Origin of the sequence: Telluria sp. B2 (assembly GCF_051789535.1) — a bacterium.
In the GTDB taxonomy this organism is placed as follows: domain Bacteria; phylum Pseudomonadota; class Gammaproteobacteria; order Burkholderiales; family Burkholderiaceae_D; genus Telluria.
This window is the reverse complement of record NZ_CP196525.1, coordinates 1,646,215-1,668,491: the sequence shown is the minus strand read 5'-3', so window position 1 is coordinate 1,668,491 and position 22,277 is coordinate 1,646,215. Positions and strand designations below refer to the sequence as shown.

Below are 22,277 nucleotides of genomic sequence, written 5' to 3'. Positions count from 1 at the left end.
ACGCCGTCGTCCACGATGGACACCTCGCGGGCCGCATGAACACTCCAAGCGCTGCTGGATGCGGAAAGGGTGGCGCTGAACAGGCCGACTCGCTGACGCACAACGGCTTTGCGGCCGGGCTTGGCATCCCGACAGCTCCAGCCCAGCCGATGCGGTTAAAATGACGGTCTTGGCATCGCATGCTCCCTGCCTCACCGAACACGACCGACATGACCACCGTTTCATCCGACATCAACGCCGCCGCCGTCAAGAGCAGCCCGGCGGAAAAAGTCACACCAATGATGCATTAGTATTTTCTCCTATGGAGAGTATGAGGAAATCAAGAAAGTTACGCCAAAGGTTACGCCATGCGCTACCCTAGTGAGCAGTTCAGGAATCTGCTGAACTTGCTCCAATGCACGTCGAAGAAAGAGTTTATCCGCCGGGCTAACGCTATGACGATACAGTCGGAGGACTTCGTTGCTTTGATCTTAGGAGCTCAACATGGCGCGCTCGCACCCTACCTCTACGCGAACCATTTCGAGCGGTACATACCGCCGGGGGCTATGCCGAATGAACACGACGCTGCTGCACTCAAAAACAATGGTGTTGGCCGACTAGAGCCCCCGGCGCAAAAATTCGCCAACAAGTTGTTTCAAGCGTTTCAATCTCAGCGCGCCTTTGCCGCCCACCTTCTTTACACCCCTGACTATCGCCATTGGCATCTGTTCTACTTCGACCAACGGGACCGAGGGCGATTTAAAAACCATTGGGACGAAGGGCCACATATCCATTACACGTCGGAACTCTTCGGCCTGAAACTTACGGATATATGGCCACGTGTTCTTGTCTTGGACACATCCTTCAAAACCCACCATATCAGGTATAAGAACACGAGGTTGCCAGCTACTCAGAAATCACCTAAATAGCAAAGGCCTTCTGGGCGTGACGCACTGCGAACTGGAGGAGCGCACGCCGGCCCCCTGGTCAGGTCACGGTGAAGGTCTCCTGCAGGTGATCGTGCGGAAGGTGCTGGTCGGGCGCGTCGGCCTCCTGCGGCGGCGCCAGCGCGTCGACGATCCGGCCATTCTCGTAGCTGAACAGGTACACGTCGCCATCTGGCGTAGCGAGGTGGAAGTCCATCACTGCCTCGCTCTCAGGGCTTCGCACTCGTCGAAGCGCTGCTCGAGCCTGGCGTATCGCCGCACGAGTCCTGCAATTGCTGCTCCGTCGCCGAGAATCTCCCCAGCAACCTCCGGCACAATTGCCGGTCCTGGTCCGTCAGCCTCAAGTCCGCCGGCAGCGGGTCGATCACCGGGCACGGCGCTGGCTGGTACTGGCCCGACGGGGCAGCGCAGGCGGTCAACGCCAGCGCGCACGCGGCGCTGAGCAGCCGCAAGGTTCGCTTCATATTCCTCTTCCCTTTCCAATGCATCTGCGTCCTGGGCGCGCAGCTGCGCGCGCAGGTGTGTTTCGATTTTGCGAGACGCCTCCGCAGCGCGCTCGCGCTGTTCCTTGCCATCTCGAACTGCGGCGTCATAGCCCTGCTGGTACTGCTCGGCCCCGTAATGACAGAACCAGAAGCCCGCGGCCAGCAGCAGGACCAAGGCCAGGATCACCGCCCCGAGCTGCCTGTCGAGAACGCTCATGCTGCAGCCCTCGGCAGGACGTCGTACTGGGCCATGTTCCGGCCGCGCATGACGGCGATGAGGCTCGCGGCATAGTTCGGGTCGGTGGCATAACCCGCCGCCGCTACAGCACGCGCCCAGCCCTCGCCAGTGGTCTCCGTGAAGCAGCCGGCATAGCGCTTGTTTTGCCGGAAGAAATTGGCGCGGTCGACGATCGAGTCGGCCATGCTGGGGTATGCGCGAAACTTGCAGGTCATGGCCACGCGTCGACCGCCGATCACCTCGTGCGTGGGGACGTTGATAGTCGGTCCCTTCCAGGACTTGTCGGCCTTCACGCCGAACAGGTTGTTACCTGGTGCGCGGGCGCCCCAACCGGACTCGAGCGCGGCCTGAGCCAGGGTGAAGCTAGCCGGGATGCCGGTGGAGCGCTGGCAGGCTTGCGCAGCCGGCACGAGCATGGCGAGAAAGGCGGTCGGCGGCATCAGACCATCTCCTTCACGTCGTTCACGATCTCGGCCAAGTCGGCGTCCTTGCGCTTCTCGAGGAACAGGAACAGAGCCCGGACTAGTGCCCAGGCCGGCAAGCCGCAACCAAAAACCATGAGGAGCATGGCCACCATACCGAATACATCATCGACCCAATGCTGGATGCCGAGGTAGCGCACCAGCGCGGCGCCGCCACCGATCGAGCCAACGAGGGTGCAGATCAACGCGACGCGCCATTCTTGATCGGACTTAGGCCTGGTCATGTTCATGACTACGAAAGAGGCCAGGCCGGCGCCGATCGCGCCCATGCCGGCGAGGCCGCCGATAATTTTCCAGCCTGCTACGCCGGCAGCGGTGCCGGAGATTGGTTCGCTCATTTTTTGGACTTTCATCATTTTGTTTCGGGTTGTGCTGGCCATGCGACCAATAAAAACCCGCCTCACGGCGGCTTCTTCTGTGGACAGGTAATGCGATGCAGGAATGACATTGCACCAAATGCTCGTGCATTCCTTGCGGACTTAGCTCTTCGCCTCGCCCGTTGCGCCGGCTAGTGGCGTAGATTCCGGTAGTCATGGGAAGCCGTCAAAATGATCGTTGCGACCATTCTTCGGCTTGCCATGTGCCCAGCTGGGCGGGCTTTTCCTATGGACCAGCCGCAGGCGCTGTCGGCTCTGCGGTGTAGGGAATGGCAATGGTCATGGGTTAGGTTCCGGTCAGCGCGCGCAATGGCACGGTGGTAGGCGCGTAATAGCTCACGGCAGCGCCGGAAAACGTATTCACTAGCGGCTTACTCAATCGCACCTGATTGCCATCGTAAATATCGGTGATGATGAACGCGCCCGACTCGCCCGCAATGGCAATGTGGTCGCCCGTTACGAGCGATGCAACGCCAGCATCTATCGTCATTGACGTTGCGCCAGCCGCACCGCTCGCCGTTACCCCGGCAAGTGTTCCGAAGTTGCCGCCGACGGTCACGGCGCGCGAACCCTCAATGTACTGACTCCCCGCCGTGCCTTCGATGGCCGGATTGGTAAACCGCAGCACGCTACCGGCAGGGTATGAGCCATACATCGGCAGCAGGGTTTTGCGGCCCCATGCTTCGCGCGTGAAATTGCCATCGGTCTTGCCGCCCGCACGCCTGCCGGTTGTAAAGTCGGATGCAAGGGTCGGCCCGCCGCCGAATTCCGCAATATCAACCCCGCAGCAGGTATTCGTGACGTTCAGCGAGCGCGTGCCCTTGGTTTTAACGTTGCCAGCAATTTTCGTATCAATGGTGTTATCCACATATACGGCATCGGATGACGATTTTGCGGACATGTACATCAGGATGTCGGTGTACTGCACGCGCGATACCGTTACGCCGATACTGGAGTAGTTCGCATCAAGGCCGGGGCTTTCGGCGTACAGCCGGATTTCACCTCCACGGACAAGGCGGATATTGAAGTGCCGCCCGCTGTACTGCTCGCAACTCACACGGACGCGCGGCTGGAACGAGTTGGCGGCGAGCGCGGCGGCATCGGTGCCAATCGAAAAACCAGCGACAATCGCGGTATTGGTGGAATTTAGTTGCAGGTCAATTTCGGCAAAATTCACATTGCCGGACAACCTCACGCCGTGCGAGCGATACTCTCGAACGCGCGCATTCAGGCTTCCGTAATACACACCAGTCGTCACCTGAATACCTTCGTCGAAGCCGTAAGTCGTCATGTTGATCCGCGACGCGATGAGGGCATCGGCAAACAGGCCAATGGTTCCGGTTCCGAGCACGTCGCGCACTAGAATATTGTCGATCACGACTGCATACGGCGACGATGCTGGGACCGTGTTTTCCACCTTGATCGCAATGCCTGTGCCTTCGTACAGAAGGACGCCAGTCTTTGCCGGGGTCGGGTTGCTATACTGCCAGTAATCGCTAACCAGTTGCATCCCTTCGCGCAGCGTGATCGCTGGCGCGGCGGCCGTTCCCGAGATTTTGTAACGCCCGTCGATCACTACCGGCTCTTTGTGCTGCGCCAGGGGCAGGATGATATTGTTTAGGGCTGATGTGATGTCGTCGTTATCTTTAAATCCGAACATCGAAACGCGAAGTTTTTCCCACCCGGCGCGCTTGAATCGCTTGCCCGCCACCGTCACAAAGCATGTGCCGCCATTGTCCGCAGTCGCCGTGTCCGCGTCATCGCGCACAAACATGCCCGCAATACCGGAAGGCGCAGCCGTGCCCAGCACGCCGGTCACATACACGCTCTTGCGCGGCCCTCTGTAGGCGCGCAGGGCTGCGTAGTCCGGCAGTTGCAGGGCGTCGAGGGACTGCGCCACCGTCTCGCCTCCATTGCCCACCAGTGACGCCCCACTTGAGTCCGCAAGATCCGCCCCAACCACCCCTTCGATCAACCGGAATTTCGCTACCTCAAAAGTCCCGCTAGTCGTAAATGGCAGCTCAGCCGCTTTCGGCGCATAGACGTGTCCACCATACTCAACCGTCTGCGTCCTCGTTGTCAGCTTGATGCCAGCCACGTAATCCACTGGCGGTGCATAGCCCAGGCTGCTCAGAACCGTATTCGCCGCCGCTTCGATTTTCGCAACCAGAGACCCGAGGAGGCCGTCAGCTGTGGCCTGAACAGCCGATGCCGCGCTCGAGATCAGCCCGGCGATCGTGCGCTTTGTATTGCCAAGCCGGTCCACCGTCGTCGGCGCGTTCGACGTTGCGACCTCTGCAATATGGTCGAGGTCCTTCTTGCCGTTATTTAGGTCATGGATATTTAGGGCCGCCATTCAGCTTCCTGTCCGAAAACGAAAAAAGCGCCAGAGGCGCTTTGGATTGTTGTTCAATGTTGAGACGCTTCGGCCGGGCCGCGGCGTCTGATGTACGAAGTGCCCAGGCAGGCTTACCGGCGCCCGGACTTACTGGATGATTGCCGCCTTGCTCGGTACTGGCATGCCATCCGCCTGGTAATACGAATCGCTGTAGTTGACCGCCTTGATCGTCGCGTACTGCTCATCCGACAGATCGATCTCCTGCACCATATACGCCATCGCCCCACGCGCGCTATCGGCTGCGAAGCTGTAGATCGTCCGGATCCCGTCGACGCCCTGCCGCGTGACGATCGCCTCGCTCGGCAGCTGCTGCAGGACGACCTGGTTGGGCGCGGCGCCGGCGGTGCAGCCGATGCTCTGCAACGAGCCGTCCCGGCGCATGAACAGGATACTGTGCGGCGCGCCAGGCGCGAATGCGACATCCTGGCTCAGCGTCAGCGTCAGCCCGTCCTGCCCTACCACCTCGCCGTCATAGGATCTGAACCGGGTGTTGTCGACCACGTCGATGCGCGCGTTCGGCAGCAGCGAGCGCGCATCGGGCGTCGTCGTGGTCTCGATCGTGATGCGCTGGCCGAGCAGCTTGTAATACTCCCGGTTGGCGCGGTACCAGGCCTGCGCGAACGAGCGGATGCCGGCGATCTCGAATTTCTTCGCTTTGGTGTAGTGGCCATCGAGCGGCAGCGTGATCGTTTCCGACTGGTGCGAATCGGGATCGACGTACACGAACTCGACCCCGTCATACTCGGCATCGTTCGCGAACCGGCGCGTGATGGTCTCGGCCCGCGGCTTCTTGTTGCGGTGCGTGAACAGCGCCGTGCTGGCCGGTTGCGCGCGGTCGAGCGCAAGACGGATCTTGCCGTTCTGCCGGTAGGCGATGCAGAAGCCCGCGTTGGCGATGCTGACGATCGTTTCCTCATAGCTCATGCTGTCCGAGTCGAACGTGTAGTTGAACCGGCCGCACTCGGGGTGCCAGGCGTCGAGCTGCTGCTGCACGCCCCAGATCTGTGCAATGTCCACCTCGAGGCCCAGATCCCGGCCACCGATCTTCGGGTCGGCCGACACGGCCGCGATGATGTCGATCAGCCTCGACGTGGGCGCGATCGCGCCGAGCGCATGCCGCCCTGTCGCATCGAACGAGCCAGAGAACACTTTCCCGTCGAATACCGGCAGTTTGCGCGAGGCGATGCAGTTCAGCTGCCGCGACTTCACCGCGGTCGCGCGCGACGTCGCCTGCGTGACCGTGTGGATCGTCGTCTTGTTGCCGAACTCCGTCTTGGCGACCGGGCTTGCGCTATACAGGTCGCCCCACTTGATCTCGTCCTGCACGGTTCCCTCGAAGTCGAAATCGTACGGCGTCAATCGACGCATCCTGACCCGGGCCGGGCCGACCCACGCGGTCGAGTGCTCGATCGTGTCCGCATACTCCTCCGTGGTAGCGCCGCTCAGCGCGCCGCTGGCGATCTCGACCTGTCCGGTCGGTACCAGGTCCTGCGTGAGCCGCTCGATCTCGACCTTGAACGCGACCGTAGCGGTCATCTTCCCGCCGTTGTCCTTGAACAGTCCGTTCGGTGCAACGACGTTGCACCACACCTGCGTGCGGTCGACAGCAGGCAACGTGACCCAGTCAGTATTTGTATCGGTCGCTTCGGACGCCAAAGAGATGGTGGCGTGCACGCCGGACGCTGATTTTGTCCACTGCTTGCTGACCACGACATAGCCGTCTCCAACGTCCGCGACTTCAAAGGTCCCGTTGTAATTGAACGTATTGGAGCCGGACACTGAACCGGAGATCACGATGCTGTCGCCTGGCTGAAGAACAGCATTGAAGTTCGGCTTTTTCTCAACCTGCGTAATTATTCCTTCTTCGCCATTGAAGTTGTAAGTCCCGCTTGCGGCCAGCTGCACCTGGTTATCTGCACGCAGCGTGATCCCATCGACCTCGATCGCACGCGACACCGTGAGGACGCCATCGATGATGCCGTCACCGACCTGCAGCTGCGGCGGATGGCCACTGTTCGGCGACGTGAACGGCGCGTACACCGAAGCGCTCGCGCCGGCGATATCGGCGATCAGGGTGTCGCCGTCACGCAATTCGCTGATGTCGTAGTAGCCGCGGCCGACGCAGTAGTAGCCGTACTCGAATTTCTTGTTGCCGATGTACTTGGTGTAGGTCGGCATCATCAATGACGGAATGGCCTTGACCGTGCCGTAGATGTCTTCGACCCGCTCGAGCAGACGCACCTTGTTCTCGCGGCTGGTGAGCGCGTTGTTCGGGCTCTGCTGCGTGCGATTGACATTTCCCGGCATAACCGGCTTCGGCATCAAGATCACAGCCGCAACCGCCACCACCGCCATTACTACGTAGAAGATGGTCGTCGCGTCGCCGGGGCTCTGCAGGATCACATACTCCGGAGCGTCACCGGCGAGGATCGTCTTCACGTCCTGGCTGATCTCATTCGCTGCGCAGGGCTCGCCCGCGAAGATCTGGACGGTGACCGCCGGCGCCTCGCCGTAGTGGTCGAGCAGCCACTGGGCCAGGCTCGACGCCTCGAATACGCGCGGCGCGACCGGCGCGAACGGATGCTCGTACAGTCGGATCCGCGTCATGCCGGCTTCCTCCAGAACTCGACCAGTTCGTAGGCATCGCGGATCACCGACATCTCCTGGTACTGCCCGCCGCTGTCGAGCATGTGCAGCACCCGGCCCTGGTAGTAGATGCCGCAATGGTGCAGGCCAGTGCGCATGGTCTTGCCCAGCAGGACCACGCAGTAGTCGACCGGCTCGTCGATCTGCGCAAAACCGTGCGCGGACTTGTGCAGCGCGATGCGGAAGGCGCTCGCGATCGCGCGGATCGAAGCGTTCACGGTCTTGTAGTCGGTGACGGTGTCCGCGAGCTCGTTTGTGTAGACGTCTGCAATCAGCGTCCAGCACGGAGGCGACGGGTACTGCCGCCCCAGGTAATCGTTCACATTCATAGAAATCCTCGCAACATGGGTATTTCCTTGGGAGCGTAGAGCTCCCCGGTGCGCGACATGTTCAGCCGCGGCGACACGGCGCTGATGTGCGCCGCGCCGATCACATACGAGATGCTCTCGGCCTGCAGCACCGCCGTGGCCTGCGCTTCGTCCAGGTCGTCGCTCAGGAATTCGCGGTAGACCACGCGGATTTTCTCGGCGGTGGCAACCGGGATCCGGTCCAACTGCTCGCGGAACTCGTCCTCGATGTCGACCAAACCGAGCCTGATATCGAACTTCTGGTCGAGGTGGCCCTCGCTGCCGGCCAGCTTGATCTCGATGTTGCAGGGCTCCATATCGACCAGTACGCCGTCGACGCGAGTCTGCCCCGGGTAGGGCTCGCGCCACAGGTGGTAGGTCTTGCTCAGCGCCGAGTGGCTGATCTGCAGCGTCTGGATCGGCCAGATGCGCTGCGGCGCCGACGCGAGGAAGACCCGCAGCCGTGCTTCCAGGTCAAGGCTCATTAGAACTCCAGTACGTTTGTATCGGCCGTGCTGAATCGCGCAATACGAGCCAGCAGTTCGCTGGTCGACACGCCACCCATCATGTTGTGCAGATCGATCATTGCCTGCGCATCGGCCGCCGTGAACGAGTACGCCTTACTTTCGGCCTCGACGATGAACGAGACAACGGTTGCGGTGCCGCCAGTGCGCGACGTCGAGTAGCTGCCGGGGATAATGGTCGCCGCGTGGACATCGGCCCCGGAGCCGCTGTCGAGGCGCATGTCGAAGGTGCGCGCGCCCTTGTTGATGACGCGGTGGTACCAGACCGTCCAGATCGCGAACTTCTCGGGAGGCAAGACCAGCGTGCATGAGAACTGCTGCGGCCCGCGGTCCCACTCGAGGCCATTGCCTGCCACACCGCCGCTGACGTCGTCGCGCATCACGCCGCCCGGCCCACCGAAGCTGTAGGCCGAGATCGCCGGCACGAAGCCGGCCGGCATCGCGTCCGCGCTCAGGCCGTAGGCTGCGACCTCGTCGGCGCTGAGCCGGTAGGCGGCGTTGTCGCACTCGACGGCAAACCCGACCGAATACTCGCCGGAGACCATCGCCGCCTCGTATGAGTCGGGAACCAGGTTGACCCGGTGCGGCGACACGCCCAGCCCGCTGTCGAGCCGCATCTCGAACGGCAGCGCGCCCTTCTTGATGATGTGGTGGTAGAACGCCGACCAGATGGAAAACAGCTCCCGGTTCAGGTTCATGCGCACGTCGAAACGGTCGCGCCCGCGCGCCCAGTCCAGGCGGTAGCGCGCGGCGCCGCCGGCAACTTCCGTCCGGATGACGCCGCCCGGGCCGGTACCGGAATAGGCCGAGACGCCGGGCACGAGGCCCAGCGGCATAATCGGAATTGTCATCGTGTCCTCGGCACATTGAAGTTGCGGGCCAGGCCACGCGAGACCTTGCTGTTCGGATCGCCGAACTGGGCGGCGGTGGCCGCAACCGATTCCTGGATGATCAGGGCGCGCTCGGTCGCACTGATGCGCTGCTCGACCACGCTGTCGATTCGCCCGGTGGTCTGGTTCACGATCGTCAGTTTCATATTGCCGCCACCAGCTGCGCCGCCGTTGGCGGCCAGGCCGCGGATGACCTCGGCCTGCGCCTTCGGCAGCACCATTTCCTTCTCGTGCAGCTGGGTCACCGGATTCACGCCGGCCGGGATGTCGTAACCGCCTTCGGCTGATGCGATGGCCGTGCCAGCGACGATGCCTGCCGTGGCGTAACCCATCACGCGCGTTGCCGTGGCATAGGCGGCGCCGGCGGCAATGCCGGCCGCGAGAATCGCAGGGCCTGCCGGGCCAGACACTGCCGCTGTCGCACCAGCCGCCGCGATCATGCCAGCCTGTGCTGCAGCAGCAGCGACTTCGGTGTTCACGATGATGGTCGCTACCTGGATTGCTTTCTGCGCCCAGAACATCGCCTTGCCAAGCGCCGTCTGTTCCATTCCTGCAGCCTTGAGTGCGTCATACAGCTGTCCAGCGGACGACTGCGCAATGTTGAGCAGGTTCTGCGCCGCCGACAGCTGCATATCGGCCTGCACCTGAGCGTGACGCTGGTTCTCGGCTTCGATCAATGCGTTTGCCTGAGTGACGTTCTCGAGCCGCGCATCATGGAACGTGCGCAACTGGTCAAGGCGGGTTTGATGCTGCGCCTGCTCGAACTGGACATCGGTCATCAAGCTCTGTCGGATTTGCTCAACATCACTCGCATTCCTCGCCTGAGCTTGAAACGCCTCCTCTTGCGCCTTCTTTTGCGCTTCGGCGAGCGCGTTTTGCGCCTGGGTTGCGGCATCCATCTTGTCGATGTCCTGCTGGATCGCAACAGCCTTTTCTGCAAGTACCGCAGGGGTCTTGCTTTGATTAAGCTGGTACTCGAGCAAAGCAGCACCGGCCAATCCATAAGTGTCTCGTTGTTCACGCAGCCTTGCGATCAGCTTCTCCGTTTCCTGGATTGCCGTCGCCTCATCATTCTCGCCCGTCTTTTTGGGCTTCTGCACCTTATCGGCAAACGATTCACGAACACGTTTTTCTATTTCAGGAGGTATGACGCCATCCTTGAAGGTCGCGCGTATTTCCTTGAGTTTTGCCTCCAGCTTCTCCGCCTTGGTCGCGTACTCCGCAAGCCACTTATCGGTAGCCGCCTTTTCGTCAAGCGCGTTCGATTTCCCTTTTTCCAGATTGATGACTTGGAGTTTCGATTTCAGACTGTCGAGCTGCTCGGTCAAATTGATGACCGCGAGCGCGCGCATTGACTCAGACCGCCCTGCATAGCGTTCGGTGCCGGCATTTGCCTCGTCGATCTCCTTTTGAATGGCTGCTGCCGCCCCGGATGCTTCGCTGTCCTGTTTCGCCAACTCAGGGTTGGTTTTAGCCAGGGCATTACGCTCGCGCAGTTTCTTTATCTGGTTGTCCAGGTCGTTGAGAATGTCGATCGTGCTTTTCTCGACCGCACCTTTCGCTTTGTCTTGAGATTCCTTCGCGGAATTCCCCCAATACAGCCACGCCGCCGCACCCACGCCGAGGATGGTCGTGATTGCGCCGATCGGCCCGCCCAGCAATGCTATTGCCGAGCGGGCCACCCCCGCCGCGCTGGCGCCGGCGATTGTCGTAGCGTTCAGCCCGGCCTGCGCGGCAGTTGCTGCAGTGGTCGCAGCCGTCAGCTGCGTCTGCGCTACTGCTTGGGCACGCCCCAGCGCTGCCAGCTCCGCCATCGCCACCGCACGAGATTGCATCGCTAAGGTGCTTGCAGCGTCCGATGCCGCCGATTGGATGACTGCATTCGTACGGGCCAACGTAGCCAGCGCCTCAGCGCGCAATTCTGCGATAAGTGCAGCCTTTGTCGCAGCCTGTACAACTTGCGCCTCAGTGCTAGCCACATCAGCCTGGGCCGAAGCAATGGTCGCCGCGCGCGTTGCAATCAGCGCCGTTGCCTTGGTATGGAGCGACGAAGCGATGAGCAATGCCCATTCGCTCACCTTGTACACCAAGAGCCCGCCGGCAGCTGCTGACAGCGTATCGAGGTTCTTTGCGACTGTGGTGATGGTCCCGGCCATTGCCTGGCCTGCTCCACTCGCCTTACTCGACTCGCCAACGAACTTCATTGCTTCATTGTTGAGTGTTGTAAATGCTTGTGCAACAGTCGTCTCCATGTCCTGCGACCTTACCGTCAGACTGTCAACGTCCTTTAAAAAGGCGGAGAAGAACTCCTTCGAGGTCAGTTCGCCATCAAGCATCCGCTGGCGGAGCCTGCCGAGATCGCCATCTACGCCCTGAATATTGCGAGCGACAGCACGTAGAATTTCTGGCGCGACGTCGTTGATCGAGTTGTATTCCTCAGCTTGGATCTTCGCGTTCGACATCGCCTGCGATAACTGCTGCAGAGCACCTGCTGCGTCTGCCGTGCCGGAACCGCTGACGCGCACCGCTGCCGTTACGCCATCGGTAAACTTGATCATCTCTTTTTGCGATGCGCCGAGCGCATCGGACGACTGAGCCAATCGGATATAGAGAGCGGTGGTTTCGCTTATCCCTGATTTGTTGCGTTGTGCGATATCGAACAGGTTCCCTTGGACAGCTGCAAGCTGCTGACTAGAATCGGTGACTAGCTTGATACGGTTTTCGATACTGGTCCATCCGTCGGAGTACTCCACAAGCTTCTGTACGGAAAGCCCAGACATGACCCCTGTGACAGCACCAGAGACAAAGTTTGCCGTGGTTTGAAGGCTGCGCATGGCACGGTCGGTCTGCGCGCTTGCCCGCTCCATTCGGCCCATTGTTTGCTCAGTTTGCTGGGCCGCGCGCCCCATGTCACGCTGAAATTCGGAGATATTCGCTTCTAAATCTACAACCAATTGTCCGAGGCTTGCCATGTTTTTCCATTAATAGCGCGCAGGGCGCAAGGTATTCGAGTTGAGCTAGAATGCGTTTCCAGTTAACAACACTCATAACCATGAAAACTACTTCTTCGCTCGTTGCCGTCGTGCTGGCCGCATTGGCTGGATGCGCCCCCCACTCGTCAAACCTTAAGATTGGGAACGACCAGTCGTACGTCAGCCTCGCGGATCAGAGAGACGCAATTCAGAAGGTTATTGAGTACCCTTCGATTCCGCCTGGCGCAAAAGTCCTCGGTGAAATTGATGCTGGACGCTGCCACCGAGTTGCCGGCACGACAGAACCGTCCGAGGCTGTTGTGCTTATCGATTTAAAAATCACCGCTTATGCCCGCGGCGCAGATGGGATTGCGGACATTAGCTTCGACAAACAATCTGGTTTGACCTCGAATTGTTGGAGCGTTATCACTGGACGGGCTACGATCTTTTCAAATGCCGCTCAATGAAAAGACTCATTGAGGCGGCATGCCGAATATCTTTGCCCGAATGAGATTCGATTGTGCGACCGGATCGTCCAGCAATTCGGGTTCGGTTTCCACTGGGACGTTGGATTCTCGCCAGTGAATGAAATCGTCCGGCCGGTAAGGCTCAGGCCGCACCTTCGGATCACGGTTCAGGTTCGCATGGAGCGATGTTGCCACCCCATGCCGCATATCCGCCACGAGGTCGCCGAAAGGCTCGAGCTGGTAGAAGGCCTGCCATTCGGTGAATTCGGCAGACGAGATCTGCATCTGCGCCTGCCGCACCGACATGCCCAGCTCCTTGGCTAGGCGGAACCAGAATCGTCGCTCTGGCCGCTCGCGGAGTTTTTTTCGGCCTCCTGCACGGCCGCACTGCCCAGGCCATTCAGGCGCATCGCCACCGCCGCCGGTGCGTCCAGCGACGCGGCGCTCTTCTCCTGCAGCGCTTCCATGTCTTCCATCGTAAACAGGCGGGCGCCGGTCTCGTCGATGCAAGTGGCCACCAGCAGCGCGGCCGAGAACTTGCCGACGGGGATGCCGCCGGATTCGGACGCGATGGCTGCGCGGAACTCGTCGCGCTCGGCGCCAGTCATGACGCGCACACGCACCGAGCCGCCCCAGGCCGGCACTTCCACGTCCTCGTGCTTCAGGTCTTCGGCGCCGAGGATGGCCGATTTGTTGAGCAGGCCCATGATCAGCTCCAGGTAACCGGACCGGAGATCCGCGTATCGACCTTGCCCTTCATGACCGTGTTGACCGCGCCCGAAGTCGGGATGGTCTTCACCAGCGCGCTGAAGGTGGCGACGCTGCCGTCCGGCAGGGTCAGCTTGAAGCCGGTGATGGCGCCGCTCGCGCGTGCCGCCCGCAGGGCGATCTGGCCATTGTCGGTTTTGAGGACCTTGATCTCGAAGCCGAACTTGCCCTCGTCCTTGATGCCCGAGATGAATTCCTTCGCCGTCGAGTCGAGGTCGGTGGTGTCGAGCTCGTCGGCGGCGCCGTCGAAGCCGTCGAAGGACTGCAGGCCCTTGACCTGGGTGTAGGTGTCCGGCACCGCGCTGCCGCCGGAGGTATAGGTAAGGCCGGTGGTGTCGACGTCCAGCAGCGCGTAGCTGTTCGGGGTCACGTTCGAGATCACGCGTTTCTTGCCATTCAGGACCGACATGGTGCCGACGATCCCGTCGATCGCCAGCACGGTACCGTTGCTGAAGCCATGGGCATTGCTGGTCACGATCGCGGGAAAGCCCGCCGTGATCCCGCTGATGTTCTTCGCGCTGCCGGTGCCGGTGGCGATGTGCAGCGTGCTGCCTTGTGCGGAAATACCGCTCATCTGTAACTCCTTGGAATGGGGCCGCAAAGCGGCAATGTTGGAAACTGCTCTGGTTCAGTCGCTGAGGCTGAGCCTGTCGGTGCAGTAGTGAATCTTGTAGCGCGCCGTGACCATGCAGGCCTGGCCGTCAGCGTTCGCGAACACCGGCGCATTGGTGCCGGTCTCCTCGATCAGGACCAGGCCGGGTGCCGAGAACTGCATGATGGCCGGGTGGGCAACCTCCATGACCTCGTCGGCATCGCGGTCGGGCGTGTCGCCGCGGGAGACGACGCTGACGAGGATCTCGCAGCGGCGCTCGGTGTCGTCACCGAGGCTGTTCTCGACGTCCTCGGCACCTCGGTGCACGACCAACGCGGGGCTTTCGTCGCGCCGGAAGGCTGTCAGCATGGACCGGTGCACGCCCGCCGGGAAGGCAGGGATGGCGGCCAGCATGCCGATCAGGCCCTCGATGTAGGTTTCGCGTAGCGTCATGCCAGCCTCTCCAGGATGGCGACGTAGAAGCTGCCGTCCGCCTTGGCGGTCGGCGTCTGCTGCACCTTGTAGTCGACGCCGAGGATGCGCACTACGTCGCCGCGCTTGAGCTCGACATCGGCGACCTGGTACTCGATGCTGTAGTCAGTGGTGTGCACCATGCCGTCGAGCACCACCTTGTCGGGGCGGTTGAAGCCGACATCGAACGAGACCGCCACGCCGTGCGGCGGCTGGTGGATCGCCACGTCGAGCATGCCGGCGCTCCGGAAGGCCGGCCAGAAAACATCGGCGCCAAAGCCCATCAGCTGATGACGGCGTCGATCTTGATCTGCACCGTCGCCGCGCCGGCGGTCTTGGCCTCGACGGCCACGCCGACGCGCGTATTGCCCGTCGCAGTCGTGGTCAGCCGCTTGTTCGTGCTGTCCCAGTACAGGATCGCGCCTTGCGCGGCGGTGTCAGTCGACAGGGCCGGCAGCTCGAAGACGCCATAGGTCTGGAACTCGCCCGATTCGCCGGCGGCGACATTCGAGACGGCCACGCCGAAGATCTTGCCGACCAGCATAGCTTGGCCGGCGCTGATTGCGGCTGCGACGGCCAGCGACAGCGTGCCGCCTTTCTGGATGAAGTTTTGCATGCGATAGCTCTTTCAGTAGAGATTGGGATGTAGAAGCGCCGCACGCATGCGGCGCCGGTATTGCATCAGGCGCCAAGCGCTTACGCGCCTGGGTTCTTCCACAGGCCGCGCCAATCGATCGGTGCCGCAGCGAAGGCATGGCGCGCCTTGATCTGCAGGCCGTCGACTTCGAAGCCCTGACGCTGTTCGGTGTACAGGCCTTCTTCGCCTTCCAGGTAGGCGTACTCGACCGTGTCGACCAAGGTTGGCTCGGCCGACATGAACCAGTTCCGGCCCTGGATGCGAGCCTCCACAACCACCTCGAGCGAGGTGTTGTAATTCGGGTTCACGTCGCCGGCCTTGGCAGCGACAAACGAAGCCGAGGTGTATTTGTTGGCCAGCGTTTCCAGGTCGGGGCCGACGATCAGGAACGAGGGCGTCAGGTTCAGTACGCGCCCCTTCATACCCTTCTGCTTGCGCATGGCCGCGCGAGCTTCGCCGAGCGTGTCTTCGTCGATATCGGCGCCGGTAGCCGCCATGTTGCCGTGGTCGGCATGAAACAGCGATTTACCGTCCGACATCTTCTGCGCACCGGTCAGCACGCCGTACACGATGTCGCTCTCGATGGCAGCTGCTTCAGCTGCAAGGGAGGTCGGAATGCGATCGAAGGCGCCCAGGTCGTCGTTGACGATCGATTCCCAGGTGATCGAGACGATGCCGCCGAACTTCGACAGTGCGTATTTCTCAGCGCCTTCACCGAAGCTCAGCGCCTTGTACTCGCCGCCTTCCTTGATCTGCTTGAAGGCCGACGATTCCGACAGCTGGGTGCGCGCCACCTGACGGAAGTCTGGTGCCGTGGTCGGGCGGGCCCAGGCCGTGAAGGTGCGCGACTGCTGCAGGTAGGCTGCACGCAGCGTACGGTTGACGGTGCCGGCCAGGATCGCCGGGAAGTCCGAGTTCGACGACATGCCGGCACGGCCGCGCATATCGCTGTCCAGGTTCAATGCCAGGACCGCAATTTCGCGACGGCTCAGGCCACGCACATTGCCGCCGGCGGCCTCGATGCAGGCACGCGCCATGTCGATCATGTTGAAGCCGCGGTACTGGCGCGCGGCCTCGACGCGGTCGGTGTGCTTGCGCACCTCGCTGTTCGGATTGCAGCGCAGGGCGATGGCGTCGCTGATGGCGGCGCGGCGCACATCCGTTTCGTCCGAGACGGTGCGGATATCCGCAGCGCTGCGCGTCGGGGTCGCGGCGTCGCGCCTGGCCTTCTCGCGCAGCACTGCCATGCCGGCGTCGGCTGCGGTCATGTCGGACCGGGCGATCAGCTGGTCGGCATAGGCCGCGTCCAGGCCGCCCAGGCTGACGGCTTCGCGAATGCCGGCTTGACGCTCGGCTTCGGCGCGCGCGCCCTCGGCGCGGGCCTGGTCCAGGGCGCGCTGGTCGATCTGCGGAGCGGCCTGATGTGGCGCCGCCGGCGTGGTGTTTTCACCTGCCATGGTGTTGTCCTTTCGGGTTGTGGTGCCGGCGGCTGCCGGCGGGTGGTTGGAATCGATACTGCGGGTTGTGAAGATGCAGGGGCTCAACCGGCCCTCCGGCATCTTCGGCGGTGGCTGGTCGATGCTGCGTACGCCCGCGTCGGTATCGGCGCCGATCGGGACCAGGGATACTTCATTCGGCTCCCAATCGATCGCCATATAGGTCCATGCGTCACCGGGATTGGTGGGCGGGATCCGTTCGAAGGCATGCACGGTGTAGCCCACAGAGACATTGCCAATGATCTTGTCGACCACGTCCTGGTAGACCGGCTCGACTTCCGCGCGCTTGGAGAACTCGGCCGAGGCGAGACCCTGGCCGTCCCGCAAGTCGGCAGTGCGGATCACGCCCAGCACACTGCTGAGGTCCCAGCGGCTGTGCGTATTGAGCAGCGGCGCCCGGCCGGACTGCATCCGTCCCATGCGCACGTGGGCCGGATCCATGCTCAGCACTTCGTTGTAGTAGCGCTCGGCGTACCAGTCGTAGCGCAGCACGCCGGCCCCGGTGCTCCACACCAGGTCGACCGTGCGGGTCTCGGCATTGACCGCCGTGACCGGCGCTTCGCGCGCCATCATCGGCAGCTGCTGGATCTGCTGCTGTTGTTCAGGTTGCGGCATTGCTTACCTCAAAAAAGAAAAGCCCCGCCAGGCTTGCACCTGCGGGGCTGGGTGATGGAAGGCGGCCTCAGTCGGCGCCGATGATCTTTGCCGTCGTCGCAGCATCAAGAAGCTTGGAAGAAACAGCCGCGTCAGAATCGACCACGATGCCCAGCGCCTTGAGCTGTTCGCGCTCGGCGGCGATCTCCTTGCGGACCTCGTCGGGATCGTCACCAGCCTCGCGGATCGAGGCCGATGCCGACTTCAACCCACCACGGATCGCTTCCTTCTCGGCCATTACGTCCTTGAGCGGGTCGACCCACTGCAGCTTCGGCATGTTCCACACAAACGGCTGGACGGGTTTCTTCGTCCGCCCTGCCAGCAGCGCAACCTGCTGGAAGCGGCGCGCGATCGGCGCAAGCACCATCGGCTTTAACGCCAGCCACTGCTCGGCCTTGATCATCTGGCGAAACTCCACCAGGCCGGCGCGATAGCTGCTGTAGTTGAAGCTGGACAGGTCGCCCGTCATCTGCGAGTACATGACGCCGGCGCCGGCGGCAATCGCCTGCAGCTGCGTCCTGGTGTATTCGCCGTAGCCTCCGCTGGACGACGGGTTGCCGAACTCGACCCCCTCGGCGTTCGACAGGTACTTGATCATGCCCGGCGCGACCTTCTCGTTCACCGGTCCCTGCTGCTGCGCGCTGGCCTCGCCCAGCCGGGCGGTCGTGTTGTCCGTGCGGACGAACGCCACGAAACAAGCCTCGATCTTCTTGCGCACCAGTTCGGCCTGCTCGTAGTCCGCCAGGTCCCGCATCCGCAGCAGCGACACCGCCAGCTCCGGCATGCCGCGCACCTGCGTGGGGCGCCGCTTGCGGTAGTAGTGCTGGATCTCGGATGCCGGCACCCGTTTGCTTTCCAGCGAATTGAGCCGAAATGTGGCCACCTCGCCGGGATGCACCGGATACAGCCAGTAGGCAACGCGCTGGCCGAGCAGGTTGTACTCGACGCCGGTGATCGCGAAGTTGCCGTTCGCGAGCGGCCCATTCTTGGTGCTGTCGATGTGGTCCGGCTCGAGCACCTGCAGCTGCAGTGGAACGGCCAGGCCATCCTCGGGCAAGCGCTGGCGGAAGCGGAACAGGACCTCTCCACTCTCGCGCCGTGTCCGGACACCCAACTCGATCAGCCCGGCGAAGTCCAGCTGGCCATCCGCATCGCAGTACTCGCACCAGTCGTTCCACAGCACTTGGTCATGCGCCTTCGCTGTGATGCCGTCCCCTACCGTGTTGGCTACCAGGCTGTCGAGCGCCCGGGTGGCATACTCGTTGTTGCGCACAACGTCGCGGCAACGGTTACGCACACGGACCAGCGAGGGACCGATCTCGGCATTGGCACTGCCGCCGCCAGCAACCCAGCCACTCGTACGGCGTCCGACCTTGGCGGCGTCGTATCCGCGCACATGTTCGAGCGCCATGCGCGCCTGCGCGCGCCGGACACCGGCCAGCGGGTTGAAGTAGCTGACCATCTCATCGATCAGGTTCATGTCAGTCCCGGCTGAAGGTGGCCAGCGATGCGGGTCCGCGGTTGGACAGCGGCGATGCTCGCAGCTGCCCCGACGCAATCAGCTCGGATCGCACGATGTCGCGGGCCTGCATGAGCTCGCCCACGCTGCGGTAGGTCACGCTTTTGCCGTCATAGTTGACAGACAGCTGGCCGGATGCGATCGCAGCCTCGAGCGCGTTGAGTTGGGTAAGTGAAAATGCCATAGTCAGTCCAGCCAGTTGTCAGTGCCCGAGAGCCAGTCGCTCTCGGACGGTTGTTCCATTTGCGCCACCGGTTCTGGTGGTCGCGCTTCTACAACAGCTACGGGCGCCGGCGCCGGCGACGCCGGTTCCGGCGTCTCGGCCGGCGGCGCAGCCTCGGCCGCCGACGCGCTCGGCGCCCGGAACAGGTCGCCATTGACCGGCTCGATCAGGCTCTCCAGCTGCGTCCATTCGGCGTCCCGCATCGTGTCCAGGCGCAGCAGCGGGTGATACGCCGCGGCGAACGCGTACACGAACAAGTCGATCACCTCGTTGCGGCGGCCGGGCAGCTTGCGCCACTGGGCCTTGCCGGCGTCGTACACCTCGGCGGTCAGCTGCTCGAAGTAATCGTCAGCCAAGCCGGTCGGGAAGTGGATGAACCGGTCCGCCGGCACAGCCTCTTCGTCGGAGGCGATGTAGTTGAACAGCAGCGATTTCGCAGTGTCCGTGCCGACGTGCCACAGCTGCACGCCGCCCTTGATGGTCCGGCCTTTGTGGTTCACGTCCATACTCACCGGGCGGCCGATGATCGGCTTGCCGGCTTGCGACGCGCCCTTCACTGCGAATACCCCTGCATGCCGGTACATCCTGGCGTAGTGGTAGACCTCGTGCGTGTGGTGGCCGCCGGAGTCGATTGCACACGTCTGCACGCGCATCGACACGCCGAAGCTGTTCACCAGCGGGCGTTCGCGCAGCGCCGTCAGGCGCGTCCATACCTCGTCCTTGGCAGGGTCGCCATCGATGATGTTGTAGTCGATCACCCAGTGCTTCTTGTTGCGTCCGAAGCCGAGGATCTTGTACTCGAGGCGGTTGCCCTGCACGTCGACCGACATGACCAGGGCGAGACAGCCTTGCGGTATCGAACGCAGTCCGTAGTCCTCGCGCCGCTTGCCGATCTCCGCGCTCTTGAGCTGGCCGCTCAGGTCTTCCCAGCATTCGGCCAGTTCGTTGTTGATGAAAGCCTTGAGCGCGACCGGGTCGTTCTTGGCCGCCACGAAGTCCGCAGCCATCTCGGTCCAGGGCCGCCAGCCCAGCGGCGCATACAGCGACGGCAGGTGGAAGCTCGCCACGCCCGGTTCGCCCTTGGCGGTCGGTTGCCAAAAGGCGCCCTGGTAGCCGCTTGTTTTCCATTCGGCCTCGGTGCTGAGCACGTCGCAGTGCTCGCACAGGTAGCGCGCCTTCTCAGGCTCGCCCTCCGGCCACTTCATCTGGCCCCACTTGAAGAACTGGCGCGCGCCGCAGTCCGGGCACGCGACCATGTACTTCTGCTGGTCACCGCGCAGGTAATTGCGGTCGATCGGCGAGCTGCCGACGATCGTCGGTGTGCTGTTGCCAAAGATGCGCGCCTTGCGCCCGAAGTTGCTGGTCCGCTTCTTCGCCAGCGTCTCCGGCGCGCCCTGGTTGCCGATGTCGCCGGCGTACTCGTCCATCTCCTCGAGCAGCACGTAGCGCATGGTCGACGACTTCAGGCCGCCAGGCCTGTTCGCGCCGATGATCTGCAGGAAGCCGCCGGGGAACTTCTTCCGGCGCTGCGTGTTGTCGGAGCCCTTGACCTCCTTGTCCCGGATCCGCTTCTTCAGCTCGTGCGTCGAATCGCGCATCGGCTCGAAACGCGACAGGTTCCACTTCTCGCCGTCCTCGACGGTGGCGAACACCGCCAGGATGTTGCCGGCCGCCGACGTGATCGCGTGGCCGATGAAGTTCTCGCCCAGGGCGGAGCCTCCGAGCTGGTGCCCCTTCTTCAGGTAAACCTCACGGTAGGGGCTGTCGGGCGACAGCGCATCCATGATGCCGACCAAGTAGGGCGTGCGGCTGTTGCGCCACGGGCCCGGCTCTGGCGTATCGGGCGGGAGCACCCGGTACTGCTCCGCCCATTCCGCGATCGGTATCCGGTTGTCCGGCTTGATCGCATCGCTGAGCGAGCGGATGAATTCGTCGACTGCTCCCATTTAGTCGTCCTGGTCCTGCAGCAGCTTGCCGACATCAATGCCGGCCAGCGCAGCCGAGAGCGCCGCATCCATGATGCGCTCGCACTCGTGCGGATCGGTCAGCGCCGCCAGCTGATCCTTCAATCGGGTCGGCACGTTGAGTACCGAATCACGGATGCCACGGAAGGTCGTGAACGCAATGCGCTTCGCCTCCTCCACCGGGATCAGTTCGCCGGCCAGCTGCTCGTACTCGAGCTTCTGTTTCAGTGCGCTGTACTTTTCGCGGTCCGCACGGTGCGCGCGGTAGTCGCGGGTTGTGCTGTCGCCCTCGGGCTCAGGCTCGCCGTCTGCACCGTCGTCGAAATCGGGTTCGACGCCCGTGCCGCTCTCGGCCGGCGCCGGCGCGACCGGGCGTTTCGCCGGCTGTGTCATGCTGACGGCCGGGCGCTGCACGGCGTCGCTGTTGCGCCAATCGCGGTCGGCCTGGTCGGAGTCGATCTTCTTGTCGGCGGTGACCACGATGTGGCCGGCTTCGATCGCCTTCTGTACGGCGCGGAGCGTCACCCCGGCGTGGCGCGAGTACGCGCGATATCCCATTAAAGCCATGGTGACTACCTTCGTTGCTGACTACTGACTACTGACTACCCGCTGACTACCCTTTTAAAACTTTGTGACGGCGCAAACGTCGAGGTTCGAATTACCCGTGCGCCGGGGACCCCGGGAAGGACCCGGGAAAACGCCGAGGCTGGCACTCCGACACCGGCCCGGCTTGACGGCCGTGCTGATTAGGCTGCGGTGCCGGTGATCGCCGGCGCGAACGCGGCGATGCGCTCAGCCAGAATGCTCGAGTAGCCGCGCATGGCCTCCAGCTGGCGGCACAGGCGCATCTGTTCATCCCCGGGCAGATTGCCGAAGACCGAACCTTCTTCGTCCCGGGTTGAGATGAAGATCGCCAGCTTGTCGGCCTTCTCGTCCAGCTCGCGCCGCTCATCGATAACGCGCTGCTGGTGCGGTGGCAGAAGGCTGGTGGCGGCCGGTTTCGGAGCGTCCAGTGCAGCGCGCACAAAGCAGTCCTTCGCCTCCAGCAACTTGCGCATACCGACGGTCTTTTCGGGGCTGGCTGGCAGTTGCTGTTCGAGCAGCTTGGCCAGCTCGCCGATCGGTTTGCTGACGAGCTGTAGATGCGCCGGCAGATGGGCGAAGGCGAAATACTTAATGGTGGCAGTGCTCATGCTTCCCT

The 22,277-nt window shown here is 62.6% G+C and carries 24 protein-coding genes; 2 read left to right on the top strand and 22 right to left on the bottom strand.

Features of this window, described 5'->3' with window-relative positions:
• Positions 1 to 347 precede the first annotated feature (347 nt).
• Entirely contained in the window at positions 348 to 908 is a 561-nt protein-coding gene (locus ACSUZJ_RS07490) for a hypothetical protein (RefSeq protein WP_499414785.1), read from the top strand.
• A 58-nt stretch (positions 909 to 966) separates the two neighbouring features.
• On the opposite strand, the gene ACSUZJ_RS07485 is transcribed toward ACSUZJ_RS07490, so the two are convergent.
• From ACSUZJ_RS07485 to ACSUZJ_RS07440, 10 genes are all read right to left on the bottom strand, one after another.
• Entirely contained in the window at positions 967 to 1,125 is a 159-nt protein-coding gene (locus tag ACSUZJ_RS07485; RefSeq protein WP_499414783.1) for a hypothetical protein, read from the bottom strand.
• Positions 1,122 to 1,628 (bottom strand): hypothetical protein, encoded by a 507-nt coding sequence (locus tag ACSUZJ_RS07480; RefSeq protein ID WP_499414781.1) that lies wholly within the window; start codon positions 1,626 to 1,628, stop codon positions 1,122 to 1,124. The genes ACSUZJ_RS07485 and ACSUZJ_RS07480 overlap by 4 nt, the downstream gene beginning before the upstream one ends.
• Positions 1,625 to 2,089: a glycoside hydrolase family 73 protein gene (locus ACSUZJ_RS07475; protein ID WP_499414779.1), complete on the bottom strand. Its 465-nt coding sequence runs from the start codon at positions 2,087 to 2,089 to the stop codon at positions 1,625 to 1,627. The genes ACSUZJ_RS07480 and ACSUZJ_RS07475 overlap by 4 nt, the downstream gene beginning before the upstream one ends.
• Positions 2,089 to 2,487 (bottom strand): hypothetical protein, encoded by a 399-nt coding sequence (locus tag ACSUZJ_RS07470; RefSeq protein WP_499414777.1) that lies wholly within the window; start codon positions 2,485 to 2,487, stop codon positions 2,089 to 2,091. The genes ACSUZJ_RS07475 and ACSUZJ_RS07470 overlap by 1 nt, the downstream gene beginning before the upstream one ends.
• 307 nt (positions 2,488 to 2,794) lie before the next feature.
• Positions 2,795 to 4,864, bottom strand: a complete 2,070-nt coding sequence (locus ACSUZJ_RS07465) for a putative phage tail protein (RefSeq protein ID WP_499414775.1) — start codon at positions 4,862 to 4,864, stop codon at positions 2,795 to 2,797.
• Positions 4,865 to 4,993: 129 nt separating this feature from the next.
• The gene (locus ACSUZJ_RS07460; RefSeq protein WP_499414773.1) at positions 4,994 to 7,513 is read right to left on the bottom strand and encodes a host specificity factor TipJ family phage tail protein; all 2,520 of its coding nucleotides are present in this window, start codon (positions 7,511 to 7,513) and stop codon (positions 4,994 to 4,996) included.
• Positions 7,510 to 7,881: a hypothetical protein gene (locus ACSUZJ_RS07455; RefSeq protein ID WP_499414771.1), complete on the bottom strand. Its 372-nt coding sequence runs from the start codon at positions 7,879 to 7,881 to the stop codon at positions 7,510 to 7,512. The genes ACSUZJ_RS07460 and ACSUZJ_RS07455 overlap by 4 nt, the downstream gene beginning before the upstream one ends.
• Entirely contained in the window at positions 7,878 to 8,384 is a 507-nt protein-coding gene (locus ACSUZJ_RS07450; protein WP_499414770.1) for a hypothetical protein, read from the bottom strand. The genes ACSUZJ_RS07455 and ACSUZJ_RS07450 overlap by 4 nt, the downstream gene beginning before the upstream one ends.
• Positions 8,384 to 9,274: a hypothetical protein gene (locus ACSUZJ_RS07445; RefSeq protein ID WP_499414768.1), complete on the bottom strand. Its 891-nt coding sequence runs from the start codon at positions 9,272 to 9,274 to the stop codon at positions 8,384 to 8,386. The genes ACSUZJ_RS07450 and ACSUZJ_RS07445 overlap by 1 nt, the downstream gene beginning before the upstream one ends.
• Entirely contained in the window at positions 9,271 to 12,285 is a 3,015-nt protein-coding gene (locus ACSUZJ_RS07440; RefSeq protein WP_499414766.1) for a tape measure protein, read from the bottom strand. The genes ACSUZJ_RS07445 and ACSUZJ_RS07440 overlap by 4 nt, the downstream gene beginning before the upstream one ends.
• 50 nt (positions 12,286 to 12,335) lie before the next feature.
• Between ACSUZJ_RS07440 and ACSUZJ_RS07435 the strand changes: the two genes are divergently transcribed.
• The gene (locus ACSUZJ_RS07435; protein ID WP_499414764.1) at positions 12,336 to 12,752 is read left to right on the top strand and encodes a hypothetical protein; all 417 of its coding nucleotides are present in this window, start codon (positions 12,336 to 12,338) and stop codon (positions 12,750 to 12,752) included.
• Between the two features lie 6 nt (positions 12,753 to 12,758).
• On the opposite strand, the gene ACSUZJ_RS07430 is transcribed toward ACSUZJ_RS07435, so the two are convergent.
• The 12 genes from ACSUZJ_RS07430 to ACSUZJ_RS07375 form a co-directional block, all read right to left on the bottom strand.
• Positions 12,759 to 13,058, bottom strand: a complete 300-nt coding sequence (locus ACSUZJ_RS07430; protein WP_499414762.1) for a phage tail assembly protein T — start codon at positions 13,056 to 13,058, stop codon at positions 12,759 to 12,761.
• A gap of 14 nt (positions 13,059 to 13,072) precedes the next feature.
• Positions 13,073 to 13,459, bottom strand: coding sequence for a hypothetical protein (locus ACSUZJ_RS07425; protein ID WP_499414761.1), 387 nt, complete (start codon positions 13,457 to 13,459; stop codon positions 13,073 to 13,075).
• Between the two features lie 2 nt (positions 13,460 to 13,461).
• Positions 13,462 to 14,094 carry a phage tail tube protein gene (locus ACSUZJ_RS07420; RefSeq protein WP_499414759.1) on the bottom strand — a complete coding sequence of 211 codons (633 nt, stop codon included), beginning with the start codon at positions 14,092 to 14,094 and terminating at the stop codon, positions 13,462 to 13,464.
• A gap of 54 nt (positions 14,095 to 14,148) precedes the next feature.
• Positions 14,149 to 14,565, bottom strand: a complete 417-nt coding sequence (locus ACSUZJ_RS07415) for a hypothetical protein (protein WP_499414757.1) — start codon at positions 14,563 to 14,565, stop codon at positions 14,149 to 14,151.
• Complete coding sequence (locus ACSUZJ_RS07410; RefSeq protein WP_499414755.1) at positions 14,562 to 14,867, bottom strand: head-tail joining protein; 306 nt, start codon at positions 14,865 to 14,867, stop codon at positions 14,562 to 14,564. The genes ACSUZJ_RS07415 and ACSUZJ_RS07410 overlap by 4 nt, the downstream gene beginning before the upstream one ends.
• A complete protein-coding gene (locus ACSUZJ_RS07405) occupies positions 14,867 to 15,199 on the bottom strand; it encodes a DUF2190 family protein (RefSeq protein WP_499414753.1) in 333 nt (110 codons plus the stop codon). Before ACSUZJ_RS07405 ends, ACSUZJ_RS07410 begins: the two co-directional genes overlap by 1 nt.
• A gap of 80 nt (positions 15,200 to 15,279) precedes the next feature.
• Positions 15,280 to 17,331: a prohead protease/major capsid protein fusion protein gene (locus ACSUZJ_RS07400; protein ID WP_499414751.1), complete on the bottom strand. Its 2,052-nt coding sequence runs from the start codon at positions 17,329 to 17,331 to the stop codon at positions 15,280 to 15,282.
• A gap of 67 nt (positions 17,332 to 17,398) precedes the next feature.
• A complete protein-coding gene (locus ACSUZJ_RS07395; protein WP_499414749.1) occupies positions 17,399 to 18,850 on the bottom strand; it encodes a phage portal protein in 1,452 nt (483 codons plus the stop codon).
• Position 18,851: 1 nt separating this feature from the next.
• Complete coding sequence (locus ACSUZJ_RS07390; RefSeq protein WP_499414747.1) at positions 18,852 to 19,073, bottom strand: phage head-tail joining protein; 222 nt, start codon at positions 19,071 to 19,073, stop codon at positions 18,852 to 18,854.
• Positions 19,074 to 19,075: 2 nt separating this feature from the next.
• The gene (locus tag ACSUZJ_RS07385) at positions 19,076 to 21,058 is read right to left on the bottom strand and encodes a phage terminase large subunit family protein (protein WP_499414745.1); all 1,983 of its coding nucleotides are present in this window, start codon (positions 21,056 to 21,058) and stop codon (positions 19,076 to 19,078) included.
• The gene (locus ACSUZJ_RS07380) at positions 21,059 to 21,643 is read right to left on the bottom strand and encodes a hypothetical protein (protein WP_499414743.1); all 585 of its coding nucleotides are present in this window, start codon (positions 21,641 to 21,643) and stop codon (positions 21,059 to 21,061) included.
• 179 nt (positions 21,644 to 21,822) lie between these two features.
• The gene (locus tag ACSUZJ_RS07375) at positions 21,823 to 22,269 is read right to left on the bottom strand and encodes a crAss001_48 related protein (protein ID WP_499414741.1); all 447 of its coding nucleotides are present in this window, start codon (positions 22,267 to 22,269) and stop codon (positions 21,823 to 21,825) included.
• Between the last annotated feature and the right edge of the window lie 8 nt (positions 22,270 to 22,277).

What these genes read in the sequence shown, in the direction of transcription:
- ACSUZJ_RS07375 (WP_499414741.1), bottom strand. Translation starts at nt 22,269, where the DNA reads ATGAGCACTGCCACCATTAAGTATTTCGCCTTCGCCCATCTGCCGGCG.
- ACSUZJ_RS07455 (WP_499414771.1), bottom strand. Translation starts at nt 7,881, where the DNA reads ATGAATGTGAACGATTACCTGGGGCGGCAGTACCCGTCGCCTCCGTGC.
- ACSUZJ_RS07490 (WP_499414785.1), top strand. Translation starts at nt 348, where the DNA reads ATGCGCTACCCTAGTGAGCAGTTCAGGAATCTGCTGAACTTGCTCCAA.
- ACSUZJ_RS07465 (WP_499414775.1), bottom strand. Translation starts at nt 4,864, where the DNA reads ATGGCGGCCCTAAATATCCATGACCTAAATAACGGCAAGAAGGACCTC.
- ACSUZJ_RS07430 (WP_499414762.1), bottom strand. Translation starts at nt 13,058, where the DNA reads ATGTCGGTGCGGCAGGCGCAGATGCAGATCTCGTCTGCCGAATTCACC.
- ACSUZJ_RS07450 (WP_499414770.1), bottom strand. Translation starts at nt 8,384, where the DNA reads ATGAGCCTTGACCTGGAAGCACGGCTGCGGGTCTTCCTCGCGTCGGCG.
- ACSUZJ_RS07475 (WP_499414779.1), bottom strand. Translation starts at nt 2,089, where the DNA reads ATGCCGCCGACCGCCTTTCTCGCCATGCTCGTGCCGGCTGCGCAAGCC.
- ACSUZJ_RS07380 (WP_499414743.1), bottom strand. Translation starts at nt 21,643, where the DNA reads ATGGCTTTAATGGGATATCGCGCGTACTCGCGCCACGCCGGGGTGACG.
- ACSUZJ_RS07400 (WP_499414751.1), bottom strand. Translation starts at nt 17,331, where the DNA reads ATGCCGCAACCTGAACAACAGCAGCAGATCCAGCAGCTGCCGATGATG.
- ACSUZJ_RS07445 (WP_499414768.1), bottom strand. Translation starts at nt 9,274, where the DNA reads ATGACAATTCCGATTATGCCGCTGGGCCTCGTGCCCGGCGTCTCGGCC.
- ACSUZJ_RS07415 (WP_499414757.1), bottom strand. Translation starts at nt 14,565, where the DNA reads ATGACGCTACGCGAAACCTACATCGAGGGCCTGATCGGCATGCTGGCC.
- ACSUZJ_RS07395 (WP_499414749.1), bottom strand. Translation starts at nt 18,850, where the DNA reads ATGAACCTGATCGATGAGATGGTCAGCTACTTCAACCCGCTGGCCGGT.
- ACSUZJ_RS07390 (WP_499414747.1), bottom strand. Translation starts at nt 19,073, where the DNA reads ATGGCATTTTCACTTACCCAACTCAACGCGCTCGAGGCTGCGATCGCA.
- ACSUZJ_RS07480 (WP_499414781.1), bottom strand. Translation starts at nt 1,628, where the DNA reads ATGAGCGTTCTCGACAGGCAGCTCGGGGCGGTGATCCTGGCCTTGGTC.
- ACSUZJ_RS07460 (WP_499414773.1), bottom strand. Translation starts at nt 7,513, where the DNA reads ATGACGCGGATCCGACTGTACGAGCATCCGTTCGCGCCGGTCGCGCCG.
- ACSUZJ_RS07435 (WP_499414764.1), top strand. Translation starts at nt 12,336, where the DNA reads ATGCGTTTCCAGTTAACAACACTCATAACCATGAAAACTACTTCTTCG.
- ACSUZJ_RS07425 (WP_499414761.1), bottom strand. Translation starts at nt 13,459, where the DNA reads ATGGGCCTGCTCAACAAATCGGCCATCCTCGGCGCCGAAGACCTGAAG.
- ACSUZJ_RS07385 (WP_499414745.1), bottom strand. Translation starts at nt 21,058, where the DNA reads ATGGGAGCAGTCGACGAATTCATCCGCTCGCTCAGCGATGCGATCAAG.
- ACSUZJ_RS07420 (WP_499414759.1), bottom strand. Translation starts at nt 14,094, where the DNA reads ATGAGCGGTATTTCCGCACAAGGCAGCACGCTGCACATCGCCACCGGC.
- ACSUZJ_RS07470 (WP_499414777.1), bottom strand. Translation starts at nt 2,487, where the DNA reads ATGATGAAAGTCCAAAAAATGAGCGAACCAATCTCCGGCACCGCTGCC.
- ACSUZJ_RS07410 (WP_499414755.1), bottom strand. Translation starts at nt 14,867, where the DNA reads ATGGGCTTTGGCGCCGATGTTTTCTGGCCGGCCTTCCGGAGCGCCGGC.
- ACSUZJ_RS07405 (WP_499414753.1), bottom strand. Translation starts at nt 15,199, where the DNA reads ATGCAAAACTTCATCCAGAAAGGCGGCACGCTGTCGCTGGCCGTCGCA.
- ACSUZJ_RS07440 (WP_499414766.1), bottom strand. Translation starts at nt 12,285, where the DNA reads ATGGCAAGCCTCGGACAATTGGTTGTAGATTTAGAAGCGAATATCTCC.